The organism is Roseibium sp. (assembly GCF_965276855.1).
GTDB lineage: Bacteria > Pseudomonadota > Alphaproteobacteria > Rhizobiales > Stappiaceae > Roseibium.
On record NZ_OZ255700.1, the window covers coordinates 1,931,097 to 1,949,763 of the forward strand.

The 18,667-nt window shown below is 56.5% G+C and carries 20 protein-coding genes and 1 tRNA gene; 8 read left to right on the forward strand and 13 right to left on the reverse strand.

Annotation, left to right across the window (positions count from 1 at the left end; translation table 11 throughout):
* Window positions 1–37 precede the first annotated feature (37 nt).
* The 6 genes from ACQY4Z_RS08790 (at window position 38) to ACQY4Z_RS08815 (ending at window position 3,588) form a co-directional block, all read left to right on the forward strand.
* Window positions 38–403: a copper-binding protein gene (locus ACQY4Z_RS08790; RefSeq protein ID WP_428528484.1), complete on the forward strand. Its 366-nt coding sequence runs from the start codon at window positions 38–40 to the stop codon at window positions 401–403.
* Window positions 404–498: 95 nt separating this feature from the next.
* Window positions 499–939 (forward strand): copper-binding protein, encoded by a 441-nt coding sequence (locus ACQY4Z_RS08795; protein ID WP_428528486.1) that lies wholly within the window; start codon window positions 499–501, stop codon window positions 937–939.
* 35 nt (window positions 940–974) lie between these two features.
* Entirely contained in the window at window positions 975–1,334 is a 360-nt protein-coding gene (locus ACQY4Z_RS08800; RefSeq protein WP_428528488.1) for a copper resistance CopC family protein, read from the forward strand.
* 6 nt (window positions 1,335–1,340) lie between these two features.
* Window positions 1,341–2,222 (forward strand): copper resistance D family protein, encoded by an 882-nt coding sequence (locus tag ACQY4Z_RS08805; RefSeq protein WP_428528490.1) that lies wholly within the window; start codon window positions 1,341–1,343, stop codon window positions 2,220–2,222.
* Between the two features lie 56 nt (window positions 2,223–2,278).
* A complete protein-coding gene (locus ACQY4Z_RS08810; protein ID WP_428528492.1) occupies window positions 2,279–3,037 on the forward strand; it encodes a hypothetical protein in 759 nt (252 codons plus the stop codon).
* A gap of 77 nt (window positions 3,038–3,114) precedes the next feature.
* The gene (locus ACQY4Z_RS08815) at window positions 3,115–3,588 is read left to right on the forward strand and encodes a DUF411 domain-containing protein (protein WP_428528494.1); all 474 of its coding nucleotides are present in this window, start codon (window positions 3,115–3,117) and stop codon (window positions 3,586–3,588) included.
* Between the two features lie 92 nt (window positions 3,589–3,680).
* On the opposite strand, the gene ACQY4Z_RS08820 is transcribed toward ACQY4Z_RS08815, so the two are convergent.
* The 5 genes from ACQY4Z_RS08820 to ACQY4Z_RS08840 all read right to left on the reverse strand — a co-directional run bounded on the left by ACQY4Z_RS08820 (window position 3,681) and on the right by ACQY4Z_RS08840 (window position 8,558).
* On the reverse strand, window positions 3,681–4,343 hold the full coding sequence (locus ACQY4Z_RS08820; protein WP_428528496.1) for an aspartate/glutamate racemase family protein: 663 nt from the start codon (window positions 4,341–4,343) through the stop codon (window positions 3,681–3,683).
* A 13-nt stretch (window positions 4,344–4,356) separates the two neighbouring features.
* A complete protein-coding gene (locus ACQY4Z_RS08825; protein ID WP_428528498.1) occupies window positions 4,357–5,196 on the reverse strand; it encodes an ABC transporter permease in 840 nt (279 codons plus the stop codon).
* Window positions 5,197–5,199: 3 nt separating this feature from the next.
* Complete coding sequence (locus ACQY4Z_RS08830) at window positions 5,200–6,135, reverse strand: ABC transporter permease (protein WP_428528500.1); 936 nt, start codon at window positions 6,133–6,135, stop codon at window positions 5,200–5,202.
* 69 nt (window positions 6,136–6,204) lie between these two features.
* A complete protein-coding gene (locus tag ACQY4Z_RS08835; protein WP_428528502.1) occupies window positions 6,205–7,497 on the reverse strand; it encodes an ABC transporter substrate-binding protein in 1,293 nt (430 codons plus the stop codon).
* A 68-nt stretch (window positions 7,498–7,565) separates the two neighbouring features.
* Window positions 7,566–8,558, reverse strand: a complete 993-nt coding sequence (locus tag ACQY4Z_RS08840) for an ABC transporter ATP-binding protein (protein ID WP_428528504.1) — start codon at window positions 8,556–8,558, stop codon at window positions 7,566–7,568.
* A gap of 250 nt (window positions 8,559–8,808) precedes the next feature.
* Here ACQY4Z_RS08840 and ACQY4Z_RS08845 point away from each other — a divergent pair, with 250 nt between their 5' ends.
* Window positions 8,809–9,546, forward strand: a complete 738-nt coding sequence (locus tag ACQY4Z_RS08845) for a GntR family transcriptional regulator (protein WP_428528506.1) — start codon at window positions 8,809–8,811, stop codon at window positions 9,544–9,546.
* Between the two features lie 214 nt (window positions 9,547–9,760).
* Here the strand turns inward: ACQY4Z_RS08845 and ACQY4Z_RS08850 are convergent, their stop codons facing one another.
* The 4 genes from ACQY4Z_RS08850 to ACQY4Z_RS08865 are packed head-to-tail and all read right to left on the reverse strand — an operon-like array spanning window position 9,761 to window position 13,805.
* Window positions 9,761–10,681, reverse strand: coding sequence for a helix-turn-helix transcriptional regulator (locus tag ACQY4Z_RS08850; protein ID WP_428528508.1), 921 nt, complete (start codon window positions 10,679–10,681; stop codon window positions 9,761–9,763).
* Window positions 10,682–11,248, reverse strand: a complete 567-nt coding sequence (locus ACQY4Z_RS08855; RefSeq protein ID WP_428528510.1) for a class I SAM-dependent methyltransferase — start codon at window positions 11,246–11,248, stop codon at window positions 10,682–10,684.
* A complete protein-coding gene (locus tag ACQY4Z_RS08860) occupies window positions 11,245–13,353 on the reverse strand; it encodes a molybdopterin cofactor-binding domain-containing protein (protein WP_428528512.1) in 2,109 nt (702 codons plus the stop codon). Before ACQY4Z_RS08860 ends, ACQY4Z_RS08855 begins: the two co-directional genes overlap by 4 nt.
* Window positions 13,350–13,805, reverse strand: coding sequence for a (2Fe-2S)-binding protein (locus ACQY4Z_RS08865; protein WP_428528514.1), 456 nt, complete (start codon window positions 13,803–13,805; stop codon window positions 13,350–13,352). Before ACQY4Z_RS08865 ends, ACQY4Z_RS08860 begins: the two co-directional genes overlap by 4 nt.
* 258 nt (window positions 13,806–14,063) lie before the next feature.
* Between ACQY4Z_RS08865 and ACQY4Z_RS08870 the strand changes: the two genes are divergently transcribed.
* Entirely contained in the window at window positions 14,064–14,435 is a 372-nt protein-coding gene (locus ACQY4Z_RS08870; protein ID WP_428528516.1) for a tyrosine-type recombinase/integrase, read from the forward strand.
* 15 nt (window positions 14,436–14,450) lie between these two features.
* Here the strand turns inward: ACQY4Z_RS08870 and ACQY4Z_RS08875 are convergent.
* The 4 genes from ACQY4Z_RS08875 to ACQY4Z_RS08890 all read right to left on the reverse strand — a co-directional run bounded on the left by ACQY4Z_RS08875 (window position 14,451) and on the right by ACQY4Z_RS08890 (window position 18,586).
* Window positions 14,451–14,527, reverse strand: a tRNA-Arg gene (locus ACQY4Z_RS08875).
* A gap of 266 nt (window positions 14,528–14,793) precedes the next feature.
* Entirely contained in the window at window positions 14,794–16,275 is a 1,482-nt protein-coding gene (locus tag ACQY4Z_RS08880; RefSeq protein ID WP_428528518.1) for an ATP-binding protein, read from the reverse strand.
* A 50-nt stretch (window positions 16,276–16,325) separates the two neighbouring features.
* Window positions 16,326–17,756 carry a dihydrolipoyl dehydrogenase family protein gene (locus ACQY4Z_RS08885; RefSeq protein WP_428528520.1) on the reverse strand — a complete coding sequence of 477 codons (1,431 nt, stop codon included), beginning with the start codon at window positions 17,754–17,756 and terminating at the stop codon, window positions 16,326–16,328.
* Between the two features lie 44 nt (window positions 17,757–17,800).
* A complete protein-coding gene (locus tag ACQY4Z_RS08890; RefSeq protein ID WP_428528522.1) occupies window positions 17,801–18,586 on the reverse strand; it encodes a TVP38/TMEM64 family protein in 786 nt (261 codons plus the stop codon).
* Window positions 18,587–18,667 lie beyond the last annotated feature (81 nt).

An 18,667-nucleotide genomic window follows, 5' to 3' on the forward strand; every position in this document is an offset into this window, starting at 1 on the left:
TCTTCGATCATTTTTCAAAGCAGAGAAAGGAAACTCCATGAATCTGATCAAAACCCTCGCACTCGCCGGACTTTTGACGGTCAGCACCGCCCCGATGGCATTTGCGGACGCCAAACATGGCGCAAATCATTCAGGTATGGATCACTCCAACATGCCCATGAACGCCGGGCAGATGGAAGGCGCCGTCCACACAGAGGCGGTTGTCAACTCGATTGGCGACGGCACGGCAAATGTCAGCCACGATCCGATCCCAGAAATCGGCTGGCCGGCCATGACCATGGATCTGCCGCTGCTGGAAAGTGCTCAAATGATGGGGGATGTCAGCGCCGGAGACAGCGTCACATTGATGCTGGTGAAAGGCGATGATGGCCTTTACGCGATCAGCGCAATCATGCCGAACTAATCATCTTGCAGAAGCAATGCAGCCCGGACTGTGCCGCCGGGCTGCGGCGCGCCACCTCCTTAGAATGACCGCACAAAAGAAGAAGTCTCGTCAATATGATATCGTTCCCCATCACCGCCTCGACAGCTTTTGCTGGTCTGTTGATGCTGTTGACGCTCACTCCCGCAAATGCCGTGTTTGATACACAGAAGGCCTCTTACGAAATGGACCATGAAAGCCTGCAAAATGCGGGGGCGCAGATTGTCGGCGCACTCCATCTTGAGGGCGTGATCAATGCCATGTCCGAAGGTGTCGTAAACATCAGCCATGAAGCCAATGACCGGATTGGTTGGCCGGCCATGACCATGGATCTGCCGCTCGCGCCCTACGCGAAGATTGCATCCGGGATCCAGTCCGGGTCATCGGCTACCCTTATGCTAACAATGGGCGAGACCGGCAGTTACCGAATTGCCGCAATTGTACCTGCTCCCTCCCCTGAACAAACGTCCATTGCAGAAGGGGACAGACCCTTGGGGATCGACAAATCCCCCTGCTGACCGCACAAAATTGATGAATGAGACGAGGAAACAACATGATGACCAAGTTCAAGCGTCTGGCGCTGGCAGTAACCTTTGGGACCGCAGTCGCCACATCGGCCCTTGCGCACTCCTCCAAGGAAACGACAAGCCCCGCTGATGGATCGACCGTCGCGCAGTCGCCGGATGCCATCGTGATGACCTTTGATGCGCCGATGCGCATCACGCTGATTCAGGTGACCGGCAAGGACGGCACTGACTATCCAGTCACCCGCACAGACAACATGGCACCATCGAAAACCTTTCAGGCCGTTCCAGCCGCGCTCCCCAATGGTTCCTACACCGTAAATTGGCGGGGTCTGGCCGAAGACGGACATGCAATGGATGGATCCTTCACGTTTTCGGTCGGGAACTGACGGGTCATGCTTGCAGCATTGGCGGCGATAGACGCCCAGATCCTGACCTCAATCGCTATCAAGACCCTGGCATCGGCGGCCACGCTGCTGGCGGCCGGAAGCGTCCTCGTATCTGTCGTGCTGAGGTCCTTGACCGAAGATGACCGGACATACCTTGCACGCGTCGCAGGCGCAATGGCCCTGATTGCCGCGGTGGCGACATTGTTGCGGATCCCGCTCCGCGCCAGTTTCCTGATGGGCGGCACGCTTGACGGTGCGTTTGATCCCATGCTTCTGGAGCTGGTCGCGGACAGTCCCCTCGGCGGCAGCGTGCTCGTGCGGCTTGTTGGTTTAATCCTTATCCTGGGCGTCATCTTCAAGTCCCGCTTCGGTCTTCAAATTGCTCTCGGCGGAGCCCTTGTTGCTTGCCTGTCTTTTGCGTTTCGTGGACATACGCTGGAGGAACCACGTCTTCTGCTCGGCACCTTGATCACTCTTCACATGATTTGCCTGGCTTTTTGGCTTGGCGTCTTTGGGCCATTGCTCCGCTCGACGAACAGAAACGCCTCGGAGACGACCGGAGAGATTGCGGAGGAGTTTGGCAAGAAGGCTTTGTGGAGTGTCTGGCTGCTCGTAATCGCGGGCGGAATACTGCTGGGGCTGTTTGGGGTCACGACACCGCAGGCTTTCACAGCCCCCTATGGCCAGTTGTTTTTGCTAAAGCTCGCCTTGTTCGCCGCGGTGATTGCTTTTGCAGCATTGAACAAGTTGCGCCTCACGCCCGCGCTGCTGGCTGGTAATCCGCAGGCCCTGCCTCGTTTGAAAACATCCATCCGCCTGGAGGCAGTGTTGGTGATCTCAATCTTCTTGGTGACAGCGACCGTTACAACGATCACCTCGCCGAACTAGACCACACGCCGAATTGAGAAATATTGCCTATGGCAGACGAGATGGAAACGGAACCGGTGAGTCACATATCTAAAGACTTTCGAGGGCATGAGACTGCCAATGACCGGGGATGGAAAATCGCAATCCTTTTTGGAGCCGTCCTGCTCGGCCTGGGCGACCTTGCGGGCTCAATGGCCGTTGAAGCACTCGGACCAGCTTTGCTTCATTGGGCAGAACTCGTTGTCCTCACACCCATTGCGATTTGGATCATTTGCCGGACTTTCCTGGGCTATTGGCCCGAGAAGGCATGGCGCACCCAGGTTTTCAGGTATGGGATCGGACTGGCCGCTTTGGGCACCTATATCTTTACCCTGGTGACTGCGATCGGGCCGGGTCTCTTTCCGGAGGCCCTGAGCGGACCGCACGGCCCGCCCCTATATTTCGAGGCTACCGGTCTGCTGATCATCCTGGCATTGGCCCTGCTTGTCTGGTCCAGGTGGACCCAGTCACTGCCGGCATTCGGTGCCTCTTCAAATACATCCTCGTGCACCGCCCCAGAGTGTCAGCCCCTTTCAGAAGAAGTTACCCTTCAGGACACTGCGGCCAGTGCTCAAAATATGCGGCCCAACAGCCCGGCAACAGCGCGGGCCGAGGGGGATTTTCACGAGGCGAACTGGCCCGCCGCAAAAAAACCACCCATTCGGACATCTGATTTTTCTGAGATGGCCCTGGAAACAATCGCGATCCTTTCCGGCCTCGCAATCTTGGCGGCCGTGTTTCTTGCGGGGCTCATCTTTTTCATCGATTTGCCTTGGTGGTGGAGGCTGGCATTTTGACCGGAAATGCCCCCCCCCGCGTTTGCAAGACTAGAAGAAAATCAGACAGATCAAACGATCGACTGGCAGGGAGAAAAATGATGAAAATCGACAGACGAGCTCTGCTGCAAGGTGTGCTCTCTCTTTGCGTTGCCACACCAAGCTTTGCAAGCTCGACCGGCACCCCCGCAATCCATGTTCTCAAGTCTCGCGGCTGCGGCTGCTGCAACGCCTGGATCGATATCATGCGATCAGAAGGGTTTTCCATCACGGCCGAGGACATTCCACCGGGCCTACTTGCACGGGAAAAGGTCACACGGGGCATCCCCACTCAGCTTGCCAGCTGCCACACCGCGCTCATCGATGGATATGTTGTCGAGGGCCACGTACCAGCCCGCGATGTACGGCGCCTAATAGCGGACCGGCCGGATGCGGTTGGCCTGTCCGTCCCGGGAATGCCCTACGGATCACCGGGAATGGGGCCTGAGACAGAACGGGAAGCCTACGACGTCCTTTTGGTTTTGCGGAATGGATCGTTTGAGGTCTTCTCGTCCTATCCTGCCGCTGAGTGAGGTAGATTAGGGTCGAGCCGTCATAATGAAGCGCGGTTGTGCGAACCAAATCGGTACGGCCTGTTTCAGATATTCATTTGTGCTCCGTACACCTAGCGAACGATGATCTCCGACAGCTTCACCGCAGACGCCACACCGTCGATGACCGGAACTCTGAAGCGCCTCGACAGATCTTTTGCAAGGTCAGCCATTCCGGCGCACCCCAGTGCGATAGCGCCGATATCATCCTCTTCCAGTGCGGTCTCTATCTCGTGTTCTATCCGTTGACGGGCATCGCTAGCCGGGTCTTCTAGTGCCAGAACAGGCACCTCGGAAGCCCGGACTTTCGCACATCGTTTGGCAAGTCCGAGGCGGCGGAGGTTATCCTCCAGAACGGGAATAGAAACGGAAAGAGTTGTCACAACGGAGAATTTCAGCGCGGTGATAGAGGCCAGGTGATAGGCAGCCTCACCGATCCCAATCACCGGTACCGGTGATCGTTTTTTCAACTCAAACAAACCGGTGTCGTCAAAGCAGGCGATGATAACGGCGGTAATCTTCGAATTGGCCTGCAGTGTCCGGTCAAAGAGATCAAACAGTCCTGGCAGTGCGGCGGCGCCATCATCTGGCCCCTGGATGACCTTTGGACCTTCCGCAGGGTTGACGGCCGTAATTCTGGTTGCCGGGGAAGCGGCCTGACGGGCGGCCACGGCAATCTTTTCAGTCATCGAAACCGTCGTGTTCGGATTGATGACGAGTATGTGGTGATGTGTCATCGGGTCACTGCCACTAGACCATGCCTTTACCGGCATCCGATCCGTGCCTGGATCGCCGCCGGTTGATCAGCAATACGACTGTCAAAAAGATCCCGATGATTCCGAAGGAGAACAGTGTTGTCAGCGTTCCCAGCGCGAAGATGACAGGTGTCGTGACGTTCGTCGTCATTCCGTAGATTTCAAGGGGCAGCGTGTTGTAGCTGCCCGCGGTGAGAAGCGTGCGGGCAAATTCGTCGTAGGACAGGGTGAAACCGAAAAGCGCCACGCCAATGAGCATCGGGGCGATGATCGGCAACACCACGTAGCGGATGGTCTGCCAGGCAGACGCACCTAGATCCCGCGCAGCTTCCTCATACGATTTGTCGAAGCGGTTGAAGACCGCAAACATGATGAGCAGCCCGAACGGCAGGGTCCAGGTGAGTTGAGATCCATATCCGGATGTCGACCAATGCACAGCCAACCTGGCTTGGGAGAAAATCAGACCTACGCCAAGGGAGATCAGAATGGATGGGATCACCAGGGACGTGATGATCAGATAAAAGAGAACGCTTGAGCCAGCAAAGCGTTTGCGGAATGCCAATCCACCCATCACCGAGACAATCACCGTCGTCACCATCACCATCAGCCCAAGCGTGATGGACCGGAAGAAGCTGCCCCAGATGTCTCCAACAGCCTGCTGTTCAAACAGATCGCGGAACCAATGGATCGACACGCCGCGCATCGGAAAGGTCAAACCACCGCCAGGACCTTGAAAACTCAGAATGCCGATGGTGAGCGTTGGACCATAAAGAAACACCAGGAACAGCGCAAAGAACGTGGCGAGTACATAAAAGGATCGGCTGCGTTTTTCCATGGATCACAGCTCCTTTCGAATGTCGACAAAGCGCAGCAGGATCGAAATCACCAAAAGCACCGTGATGAGAAGGATCACTGCGGTTGCAGCGGCTGACGGATACTGCAAAAGCGCGATGTCATTGGAAATCAGACGGCCGACATTTGCCTTCTGGCTGCCGGACATGAATCGGACTGTGATGAAGTCTCCCATCACAAGCGTGATCACGAAAATGGACCCGATCATGATTCCGGGTTTGGTGAGCGGGATAATGACGTTCGTAAGGGTCTGATAACCCGACGCGCCGGCGTCCCGCGCCGCTTCGATCAGAGATGTGTCAATCCGCATCATGGTGTTGAAGATCGGCACAACCATGAACAACGTGTACAGGTGAACGAAGGCCAGGATCACCGAGAAATCTGAAAAAAGCAGCCATTCCAATGGCTCATCGATGACGCCCACAGACATCAAGGTGGAGTTGGCAATCCCGTTCCGCCCCAGAAAGGGGATCCAGGAAATCATGCGGATGATGTTGGATGTCCAAAACGGGATCGTGCAAAGCAGAAACAGCACGATCTGCCAAGTTAATGAGCGCACATGGAATGCCAGGAAGTAGGCAACGGTGAAGCCGATTACCAATGTGAAAAACCAGGTAATCAAGGCATATTTGAGGGTGTTCCAGAACACTTGATAGGTGACCGGCGATGTCAGCAGGAACTCGTAATTGTCAAACTGGAACGCCGGATAGATCGAAAACTCGGTCGCCCCCCAAAAGCTGACGACAACAATCATGCAAATCGGAAGAACCAGGAAAAAAAACAAAATGACTGTGAGCGGCAGTGACAGCAGCCAACCAGTTAGATTGTTTGGCAAACGACTCCACTGAAACGACGGCCTCGCCTGTTTGCCCGCGGTTGCCGCTGTCCGGGAATGAAGAAATAGATGGCTTTGGTCCGTCATGGAGCCTTTGTCCGTTAAACATCACAGGAAGTGCCCGGGGAACCCCGGGCACCGATTTTGGAAACAGGCTTAGGACGCGATGAACTCGTTCCACTTGCGGACCATGTACTGGTTCTCGTCCATGACCGCGTTCCAGCAGGCAACAGCCCCCATGCGGTCGTAGAACGACCCGCCATCGCGAACTGCTCCGGCCTTTTCCATGACCGTTCCAAACGGGTTTGTGATGTCGCCTTCGGCAGCCTTACCTTCAAACCAGAAGCCCCACTCGTCGTCGGACATGAAGTTCTTCGACGTTTCCGGAACTGCTGAGTAATAGCCCTGGCGCATGAGAAAGCCGCCGACCCAGCCATCGAGATACCAGTTGATGTATTCGTAGGCTGCATCGAGCTCGAGACCGCTGAGGCTCTTGGACAGACCGATGCCGCCGCCCCAGCTGCGGTAGCCTTCTTCAAGCGGCTGATAGACACAGGGAATACCCTGTGAGCGAACAGCGGTGATGGCCGGAGACCACATGGACTGGATGACGACTTCACCCGATGCCATAAGGTTGACGCTTTCGTCGAATGTCTTCCAGAAGGCCCGGAACTGACCATTTTTCTTGGCTTCGGTGAAGATACCAAGGGTCAGATCGATCTCTTCCTTGGTCATGTTGCCCTTGTCCGGGTATTTGTATTCCCCCATGGACTCCACAACCATTGCCATGTCCATGATGCCGATCGACGAGATATCGAGGATCGATGCCTTGCCTTTGAATTCCGGATTGAGCAGCTCAGACCAGTTTGAGATCGGCCGGCCGATCAGGTCAGGGCGAATGCCCAGGGTATCGGCGTTGTAGATGGTCGGGATCAGCGTCATCCAGCCGCTTTCGTTGTCGACGAACGTTTTGCCGTCAACACCTTCCACAAAACCGACCGTATGCGGCGCTGTGCCTTGCGCGATCGTGCTTTCCGGCGTCAGTTTCCCGTTTCGGAAAATGCCGACGATCTTGTCGTAGTTTTTGATTTTTGACGTGTCCATCGCCTGGAGGTTGCCAGTCGGCCAGACCTTTTTGCAGATCCAGTATTCAATGTCGGCGATGTCGAAGCTGTCCGGCTGTGTGGCTGCGCGCTGGGTGACGGCATCACTGTCCAGCGCCGTCATTTCCAAAGTAAAACCGAGGTCTTCCTTAACTTTTGCAGCAACCTCGTTGAGGTTGGAAACGCCGGTTCCGAACTGGCGGAGCGTGACGTCCTTAATGTTCTGCGCCCAGATGGTTGGGAACCCGGTGATCGCTCCAGAGCCAAGCGCCGCGCCTGTTGCAGCTGCGCCCCCTTTGAGAAGGCTCCGCCGGCTGATACCTTTTTTGTCCAGTCTGTCTGTCATGGTCCTACTCCTGTTACCCCTCTTGGAGTCGTGTTGGCCCTTTTCAAGAAGGGCGTGATCGGCAACCGTCAGGCGGCCAATTGGTGAACATCTTCCGGCTTCCATTTGAGGAAGACGGTTGTCCCGATTTCGATAGGGTCTTGAAAGAACGTTTCTTCGCTCAGAGCGGCCGTGAGATCTCCGGCACCGCCTGCATCGAGCGCCAGATTGACGGTTGATCCGAGATACTCGACATCCACCACGCTGGCTGTGAGGTGATCAGCTTCCTGCGGGGCCGATTTGAGGACCTGTAATCTGTCCACTCTCAAGGCGATGCGTGCATTCTGGTGCCGAAGCACGTTGTGGCCACCGATAAACCTGGCGACAAATTCAGTGGTCGGCGTATTGAAGACAGCTCGTGGACTGCCTGCCTGTTCGATCCTGCCGTTGTTCATGACGATAATGTCATCGGCAAGCGCAAGCGCCTCATCCTGACTGTGAGTGACATGAATGAAGGAAATTCCGAGCTCTCGCTGCAGCCGTTTCAGCTCAAGCCTCATCTTGATCCTCAAAAACGGATCAAGCGCTGACAAAGGCTCATCGAGCAGAAGAACCGAGGGTTCGGTGATGAGGGCGCGGGCAAGGGCAACCCGCTGCTGCTGACCACCAGATAGCTGGGCCGGCAGGCGCGCCGCATAATCTGCCATATCGACCAGTTCCAGCAACTGGAGGGCCTTCTTGTTGCGCTCTGCCAGACCTACGCCGCGCATCTTTTGGGAAAAACCGACATTGTCGAGGACCGACAAATGCGGGAAAAGCGCATAGTTCTGAAACATCATAGCCGTGCCCCGTTTTGCCGGAGGCAGGTCGGTGACATTCGTACCACCAAAGATGATATCGCCGGCTGAGACGCCTTCATGGCCGGCGATCATGCGCAACGTTGAAGACTTTCCGCATCCAGAGGGGCCAAGCAGGCACGAGTAGGACCCCGCGGAAAACTTGTGATCGATGGCATCAACCGCAATCGTGGCACCATAGGCCTTGGTGACAGCGGCCAGTTCCAGCTCCAGGGATTGTGCCATTTGCGAGGATCTCCTTCACACATTGCGATTGGAGACCTGTCCACGCAAACGGCGTGCCAAGGATGGATATCAGCGGATTTCTGCGGTTTCTGTCATACTTTGACCGCGAGGGGATAAAACGGCATCAAAAATGTGCACAATTATCAGTCAAATAAAATACGTTATGATTAAATATTGTATACAGTCTGCGATTGCTGTGTCCGACCTGAACAGGTAAGGTCAACCAAATGCCGCACCGGGCAACACAAACATGACGATTTCTGTGACCGCTTCCGATACATCCCAAACGACCTTGCATGAGGTATTTGCGCTGCCCCCGGGGCGGACACTGGAAATTTGCCTCAACATTCAGGCTGCGATTTTGGAGCACAAGCTGGCTCCTGGCGTAAAACTATCTGAAGATGAGGTCGGCGAAATCTACGGGGCAAGCCGCACTGTCGTCAGGGCGGCCCTGCAAGCCCTGGCGCATTCCGGTCTGATCAGCATGATCAAGAACCGAGGCGCTTACGTTGCTAAACCGACCATACGGGAAGCCCACGAAGTGTTTCAGGCCAGGGCCCTGATCGAGCCTGCAGTTGCGCGCCTTGCCGCCGATGCAATTACGGAAACACAGCTGGCAGATCTGAAAGCACATCTGGACGCGGAACACGCAGCCATCCACGCCGCAGATATGGGTCGTGCGCTGATGCTGTCGGGTTCGTTTCATACGGCAATCGCAGAAATCGCCGATCATCGGATATTCACTGGCATGGTTCGGTCATTGATTTCCCGATCGTCACTTATCATTGCGCTTTATTGGAAGAGGTCAGACACCGCCTGTGAAAGCCATTCACATCATGCCCTCTTGGACGCATTTGAAAAACGGGACGGGGCCGAGGCCGAACAGGTCCAGAAGAGCCACATCATCGATTTGCACTCTGGTTTAGACCTGCGCGGAGAACAGGTCTTGAACCGATCCTTGCGCGATGCACTCGTGCCGCGCGCTTAGGACCCGGGCCCCAGACTGAGATCCAACCAAGGCGCGACGCGACCCAATAGACGAAACCGGCCATCTCACTGGGTTGAGGCCGGCGTCTAGAGTCACCACCCTGCCCGCCTAGAAACTCAGCAACGACGAACTGCTGAGTTTTGACCATCCATCTGAAAGAATAACAGACAGAGCATTCCCATCGTGACAGAGCGGATGCGATCAGACACGACGCTTAATGACCGAAACGTTTTCGGTAATCCTGCGGCGGTATTCCAACATGCTCGGCAAAAGACCGGGAGAAGTGCGCCTGATCAGCGAAACCGGTCAGAAATCCGATGGCCCCAAGACCAGGTCCATCGCTCTCACACAACAAGGCGGCAGCGGCTTCTAGCCGCGCGTCCATGATCAGCTGCGAAACGCTGACACCCTTTTCTGCAAGCCTGCGCTGCAAAGTCCGTTTGGAAATTGCCAACATCTCTGAGAGAATTTGAACAGACCAGCGTCTTGCCAGGTCCTGAGCGACAATGCCCTTGGTCCTCTCGACAAGGTCCGAGTCGGTCACCTCCAGCACGGGTTGTTCGCGCATTTGTTGTGAAGTCTGGATCAGATAGAACTTCTCGGACCAGTCCAGCGTCTCAAGACCGCGCCAACTCGCGTTTTCACGCAGCAGTTGCCCTCGGTCGGTCTCCAGCACCAGGCCATGGTCGCTTGCGATTTCCGCCAGCACAGTCACAACTGCAATCACGAGCAAACTCTCGGCAAGCGTTGGCGTGGAAGACCTTGTTTTGCTGACGTGGTGCAGACTGTAGCCAATTGGATCCAGAGGCTCCACAAGCACGCGGTTGCTCGAATGGCTGAAGGTTTCGACACGATGCCAGCGCTGCAGAAAGTCCTCCAAACCCACTGCTTTTTTCAGCGCGACCGCGACGGGTTCCGGGGGAAGGTCATGGACAGCGTCCGCCAGCCGAAGGATGGTCAGCGGACCATGCTGCGCCGCCAAGTCGTTCAATGCAGCACTTTTGGCGCTCCGCGCGACATGGGCACCACGCGCACCTGCAGCCGCGGGGGAAAGCCCTTGTTTTTCCATACCGAGGGCGATCAAGCGCATCATCACCGCAGAGGCGAAATCATCTCCGTTGACATCGGCCACCATTCAACGTCCTTCCCTGCGCAGACTATACACTGTTGCCGGAGGCAGGTTGCGCACCACGAAATCATGCATCTCCGACCGCAACCCTAGCCGCTCCTGGATCCCGTGCGGGACCGGGCAAGTCGGGCCATAGGTGAAGAGCCGGAACTCACCATTTGCGGTCAACAAGTCGAAACTGTTGCGCAATATACGAAACACATGCGCAAACGGCATCGACAGCAGGGGAAGACCGCATATTACGGTCTGAACAGTTCCTGGATCAAAGGGCACGAGCGAGCGCACTCTTGCGGCGTCGCCTTGGCGGATTGTTACACCAGGATACCGCTCTGCAAGTAGGGCGGCGAGCGCATGATTTGCCTCCACGGCGGCAAGCTGAGCACCTTGAACTCCGAGAGCAAACATCCTTTCTGTGAACACGCCGGTTCCCGGCCCAAGCTCGACAACCGGCCCACTGTCGCGGCTTAATCCATCGGTGATCGTTCTGGCCAATCCGGCACTTGAAGGGGCAACCGCTCCCATGCGTGCCGGATTTCGGAGCCACTCGGCGGCGAAATGCGTCATTTCTCTCATCGCGTGTCCGCCTGAAATGCCGAAGCGGAGCGCTCGATGAAAGTTTTTGGGCGTATTGGAAATTGGACCGGGCGGATCCCCGTTGCCGCACGAACCGCATTTGCAATGGCACCGGGACCGGAGACGATGACTGTTTCGCCAGCGCCTGCCGGCGGATTGTTGTTGTCCAGAAGGTGGATGGTTACTTCCGGCATCTCCGATATTTTAGGGATCGGTGCATCCGGAAACGTTTCGGCGATCACCCGCCCCCGTTCAATCGGCAACGTGTCCGTCAACACGATGCCCATGCTCCACACCAGGTTGCCCTCGCATTGAGCCTTGATCTGATCCGGATTGATAACAAGGCCACATTCATGCGTGCACCAAAGATGGGAGACACGCACTGAGCCATCAGGCGCAACTTCGACCTCGGCAATCGTCGCCGCATACGACGCCCCTTTGTAAACCCCGCAAGCAACACCCCGGCCAATGCGCTTGTCTCCGCGGACTTCGGCTTGCTCTAAGTTGGCCCAGTCGCTTAGTTCCCCGACTTCACGGAGCACTGCTGTAAGCCTTGGGTCGTCGATATGTGCGAGACGGAATGCCAGCGGATCCATGCTGGCGATACGTGCAGCCTCATCGATGGCGCTTTCGGTAACAAGTGCATTTGTACCTGCACCCAACCCACGCCAAGGCCCGGTATGAACCGGCAAGCGGACCAAGTCATACGCCGAGCGTGCACGACCAAGGCGATATGGCACGGCCATACCGCGTGCAACGCCGCCGTCGCCAGCGAACATGTCGGTGCCCCGCTGCATCCATCTGGGAAGCACGGCCGAGGTAAACATGATGTGAGAGGAAACTTGGTCATGGGACCAGTCCGAAACCTGGTCCCCGTTCAATCGGACCTTGACCCGGTGAGAGGATGGTGGCCGGTGGAAGCCGAATGCATATTCCTGACCCCGCGTCCATTGCACCTTGACCGGTGCTCCTGCAGCCATCGTCAGAGCAACAGCTTCCGCCTCAACCGTGCAGATTGTCTTTCCACCGAATGCCCCACCAATACGGCATGATTGGACGCGAATCTGCTCCGTATCCAATCCGAAAGCGTCGGACAGGAAATCGCGAATATAAAATACATCCTGGTTGCCTGCCCACACGGTGAGCCGCGATCCATCCCACTCCGCATTTGCAGCGCGCGGTTCGATCGGAGCGTGAGCGGCAAGCGGGATGTCAAAGCGCAGATCGATATCCCACCCCCCGTCTTCAGGCATTCCCTTCATCACCTGTTTCGGCAGCGCCCCGTTCGAGAGCCGTGCATCCACATCGATTGAAACATATATGTCAATCGTTTGATCCGGTTCCTCAACAAACCACTCGACGTCAAGGGCATCTGCGATGGGGTCGAGCGCGCCCGGCCAACTGGCGACGATGCCCAATCCTTCGGCTTTGCCGATCGGAGGCCCCACATTTTCGACGATTTGTACGAAACCGGGAACCTGGCGGGCCGCTTTGAGGTTCCAGCCAACAGGCCGGGAGAAAATCTCCGTCGAGGCATCTGCGCGCAGAACGCGGCCGTAACACTGACCGGGCCGGCGGACATCTGCGGCGTAGAGCGGTTGCCCGGTCACGATAGCGTGCCCGTGCGTGATCGGAGGCCGGACGCCGGTAAATGCACCTGGCTGAAAAATGCGAAGTTGATCTTTGGGGCGGGCTGTCACGGGAACATGTCCCGCCCGTTGACCATCATTGATCGCCTCGCGCAGTGAGGCACAAGCCTGCGCCAGAGGTTCTGCAAACAATTGTACGGACTCGCTTCCCACCGTTGGCTTGAGACCGGGACGATCCGTATCATGCAGCTCCACATTGACGTCGTCCCACTCTACGCTGAGCTCCGTGCAGGCAACCTGTTTCATGGCGGTGGCAATGTTCTGACCCATCTCGATCCGCGGCAGTGTGAGCGTGTAGACACCGTCATTGTATGAGATCCAGCCTGCCGCGGTCTCAAGATCGGGAGCCGGCCTCTGCGGAATGACCGGCACTTGAGAGTAGACGGCGACGCCGCCGCCAATCAGCGCGACAAGCCCGGCACTGCCGGCTCTTAGAAATGCTCTTCGGTTTATCATGCTGATGCTGCCACGCTGCCAATGGCCGCGCGAATGCGCGCATAGGTCCCGCACCGGCACAGGTTGCCCTCCATCGCCGCATCGATCTGTTCGGAAGATGGAGCAGGCGTTTTTTCCAGAAGAGAAATCGCCGACATAATCTGTCCGGCCTGACAATACCCGCATTGCGGAACCGCGTGTTCAAGCCATGCTTCTTGCACCGGATGGAGCGTATCGCCTTTAGACACGCCCTCGATGGTTCGAACTTCCGCGCCTTCCAGTGCGCTCATCGGCATAACGCAGGACCGGATAGCATCGCCGTCAACGACAACTGTGCAGGCTCCGCATGTCCCTGCACCGCAACCGAATTTTGCTCCAACCAGCCCAAAATACTCTCTCAGAACATTGAGAAGCATATCGTCCGTCAAATGTTCGGGAATTTCGGCAATCTCGCCATTTAAAATGATATTCATAACGCGCTCCACATGCTGTTTGCATCCGAAGAAATAGGTGCGCCGTGGAGCCATTCTTGAACAATCGCGCCAAATCACGTTTGACTGTGGAAGACCAGTGCCGTTTCCCAGGACAAGTCGGCTTAATGGCCACGCATAAGCGCGCCACTGTCGTATATAGGCATCACATTCCGCCTTCTGCAGGCGTGGAACAATCATGATCGGGAGCGCATCTCGTTCCGCCAAGGCAAATCAAGTAGAGGCAAAGTGGAAGGGCGCTTGATCACCATTGAGTGCACCAAAGCCCTGAAAGAGACGCTGGATCATCTGCAAAAACAATCAACGCTCATTCTAACGACCAAGACCGGAAAGGCGTTCAAGAAGCGCTACTTCGCCCTTAAATGGGGAAAAACGTGCAAGGACGCCGGAATTGAGCACCTACACTTCCGCGATATCCGTGGGACGACAGTAACGATGTTGTTCCAGGCAGGCTGCAACCTCGGTGAAATCGTATCGATCACCGGTCATTCGCTGCAGCGGGCACAGGACATACTGGACAAGTATCTCGTCCGCACATCCCAGATGGCCGACAACGCAATTGCAACGTTCAAGAACGTTTTGGGAACATGTTTTGCAAAACAGAAAAGGTGAAACCATGCCAAGTGATGGCGCACCGGGGAGGATTCGAACCCCCGACCCCCAGATTCGTAGTCTGGTGCTCTATCCAGCTGAGCTACCGGTGCTTAAGAACATTGCCTTTGGGATCTTGAAGCGATCCACAGTGTCGGCTGTTCGGTCTGCAGGACACTGTGTGCCCCGGACAGGGCGCTTATCTACTGCGGACTGGCGGGCGATGCAAGCGCCTTTTTGAACTTTTTTTGAAAGTCACACCAAGTTGTCTTTCCGTCCGCAGTTTTCCGGGAAACCAAGGCTGTGATTATACACATGTCCTGCTGGAAGGCCGCGCTGTACGTCGGCTCATGTCGGCACTGAACCAGATTGGCCGCGGTCAAGCTGTCCGGTCCGGCAACTGTATTTTGAAACACGTTCCCGGCTGGTCACAGTCGAGCTCGATCGCGCCGCCATGAGCCCTTAGCAGCTCAGCAACGATAGCAAGTCCGAGGCCGACGCCACCTGTTTTCGCACCGCTGTGAAACGCCTTGAAGAGGCCTTTCTGCGTGTTTTCGGGAATACCCGGTCCGGTGTCGTGGACTTCAATATGAACGCAATTCGCGCGGCGTTCCGCGGAAAGACTGATCCGGCGAACCAGCGTCCCGTCCTTTTCCGCCTCAAGCGCCTGCACCGCATTTCGGGTCAGGTTCAAAAGCACACGGAAGATCTGTTCGGGATCCGCATCCACTTCGAGTGTTTCACCAATCCGGTTTTCGAACTGAATGGTGTCGTGATCTACGAGGCCCAGGACATCAGCGACATCTTCACCCACCCGGCGGAGCGCGATCAGTCGCCTTTGCGGGGCCCGCTCCTGGGCCTTGCCATAGGCCATGACAGCCTGCGTATACCCGACCGCCCGATCAAGTGTTGCCAGGATCTTCGGTGCCAGCCGGTTGACTGTCGGGTCGGGCACATGTTCCAGCCGCTCCAGGAAGAGCTGCGCGGACGCCAGCAAGTTGCGCAAATCGTGGTTGATCTTGGACACGGCCAACCCGAGGTCCGCAAGACGCTGTTTTTGATGCAACGCGCGTGAGAGAGCTTCTTCCATCGCCGCCAGGCGAACTTCCGCATCGCCAAGTTCATCGCGCCGCCCGGACACCTTTATGATCCGGGATCCATCTTCCGGGTTCTCGGCAAACTGCTCCATGGAGCGCGTCAGCCGGCGCAACGGGCGGATGAAAATCGCGCGCAGAGTGATATACACCAACGCTGCGGTTATCCCGGAAATCACCAGAGAGAGCGCCAGGATCCGGCCCGAAAACGCCAGCATGTCCTTCTGGAGAAGCGCGACCGGAAAGACAACGTCAACGCGTTCTGTATGGCCCATCTGACCCGCAGCGACAGCCCGCATGACGCCGTCCCCGCGATAGGTCAGGATCGCAAAACTCCCCAGGATCGACGTCCAAGGGGTGACCTCCGCCATGTCCACAACGAAATCGACCTGTGTCGGCACATCGCTCATAGCGATCAACCGGCGCTGCGCACCCTGATCCAGCGCGATGGCCACGGCCCCCGTCGTTCTCAGCAGCTCTTCCTGCAATCGCGGCGCAAGCGTGTTGGTTTCAGCAAGGACCGATGCGGCAACACCTGCCGTTGTCAGCCGGTCCATCAACCAAGTGTTTCTGAAGTTTGCGATGGAGGGCACATAAATCAGCACCTCCGCAATCATGACGAACACGACTGTTAATAGAAGAAGTTTGCTGGACAGGCCGCCAAAACGATGGCGGCCGAAACCCGGATCGAGTTCCGGGCCTCCGGCCGGACCCAGTCCGTTTGCATCCGGTGTTACAGTCCCCTTAGGAGTGCCCTCATGCTTCATGACAGCTCCGTCCAAACATCACGGCAAGAGCCCATTCAGCCCAATACATCTTATCCAAACTTGCGCAAGATACCGATTCCGAAACGTAACCAAGCACTTTTCGGCATGTCAGCATAGTACGAAATCGCTGCACGGCGCACCAACTCACCCAATGTTGGGTATGGAGCAATGAAACCTGCGAGGTCTTTCATCTTCAGTTTCTTCGACAGCGCCAAAGACAACAGGTTAATGATTTCGCCCGCTTGCGCCCCCACAATCTCAGCGCCGAGAAGCCTGCCGCCAGGTCCTGCGATCAATTTCAGGCGCCCCGTGGTTGCACCCTCAGCCTGAGCCCGGTCGTTGCCTGAATAGTCTGCCGTCAAAACCCTGACCTTGTCGCCAAAACGGGCGCGGGCCGCAGCTTCACCGAGCCCGACGTGCCCCAATTCCGGCGATGTGTATGTGACCCAAGGCACCTGATCATAGTCCATGGAGACCGGCAGCCGGAATAAAATGGATCGGATCACCAGCCCTGCCTGATACCCGGCGACATGGGTAAATTGAAGTCCGCCGGCGATATCGCCAATCGCGTAGACTTTCCGATTTGAGGTCCGAAGACCTTTGTCGACCGCGATGCTTGTCTTTGAGTAATCGACGCCCGCCGCCTCCAGTCCCAGGCTGTCCACATTGGGCGCTCGACCAGTAGCAACCAGCAAGTGACTGACCGTTTGGGTCACCTTATTCCCAGCGTCGCCGCGCGCCGTTACGGCAATTCCTGCTTCCGTTTTCGCGACCTTTTCGACGGCCGTATTCTGGAGAACGTCAACCCCCTCATCTTGTAAGGCATTCAAGACGATACCGGCCAATTCCGGATCATCTTTTCCGAGCGCCGTCTGAGCTTCAAACACCGTCACCTTTGCCCCAAGACGGCGATGCGCCTGTGCCATCTCCAAGCCAATCGGGCCACCACCAATAATGCCGAGGTGCTCCGGTGTTTCTCGCAGATCAAACAGGGTTTCATTGATCAGATACGGCACTTCATCCAACCCGGGGATCGGAGGAACGAGAGCGGAAGACCCAGCCGCGATGACAAAGCGCCTTGCCTTGATCTCATGGTTACCGGCAGAAACGCAGTCCGGGCTCGTGAATTGCCCATGCTCCCGCAACACGGTGACGCCCAGGCCTTCAAACCGCTCCTGGGAATCATGCGGCTCGATCGCCGCAATCACGTTTCGGACATGGTCATTTGCTTCAGAAAAGTTGATTACCGCGGCGCTGGTATGAGTACCAAACGCCGCTCCCACTTGAGCATGTTTTGCGGCTTTGCCCGCCGCCAGGAGGGCTTTTGAGGGAACACACCCGTAATTCAGGCAATCGCCGCCCATTTTTCCCTTTTCGATCAGGACGACGTCTACGCCGAATGCAGCGGCGGCGGCGGCAACAGACAAGCCGCCCGATCCAGCACCAATCACGCAAATGTCTGGGGTCAGCAGTTTCGCCATGCACGGCTCCTGTCAGGTTGGTTCGATAAGGGCAGGCTTTTTGATTATCGGAAGCGCAAACGCTTCAAGATCACGGGGATCAGACTTGCAACACCAAGAGCAAAAAATGCTGCAATCAACTGTGGTGTGACAAGCGCCGAAACTTCGATGGAGCAGGTTCCGGCAGACGCACAGCCCGGATTTGCGGCTTCTTGAGCGGCGATGACGCTATCAAGACCCGACCCGATGAAGGCAAAAGCAAATGTCCCGGGAATGATGCCAACAAATGTGGCAAGGGCATAAGACGGCAGAGGCATCTGAAAAACTGCAGGTGCGATGTTCACAAGCCAGAAGGGAAAAATCGGCGTCAGGCGGAGGAAAAGGAGATAGTTGAAGGCGTCTTGCCGGAACCCTTCGGACAACCGTGTCAGGAAGGGACCTGCCCGCTGTGTCAGAACATCACCGACCGAGGAACGGGCGATCAAAAAGACCGCGGTCGCGCCCAAGGTCGCGCCAAAGACAGTTGCCAAGCCTCCGATAATCCAGCCGAACAGAAATCCACCCGCAATCGTGAAAAGCGAGGCTCCAGGGAACGACAAAGCAACGGCCGCCGCATAGAGTGCGATATAACCAAGGACGGCCACTGCAAGATTGGCATCCACCAGGGAAATAAGCTGCTGCCGCTCCATGATCAGCGCAGAGAGGGTCAGATGATTGTGCAGACCTTGTGAAAACGCGAAGGCCATAAGGGACAACAAGACAACAAGCGGAGCCCACTTTTTCGCAATTGCCGGAAACGATCGCCCCTGCACTGGAATCTCTTTTTTATCGTTTTCGTCGGATGCGTTCATTGCCTCCGCCTCATTGCCGCGCATTGGCCAATCACTCCATTATCCCTACTTCCGCCGCTTTTGACCGGTATGTGTGCCGAT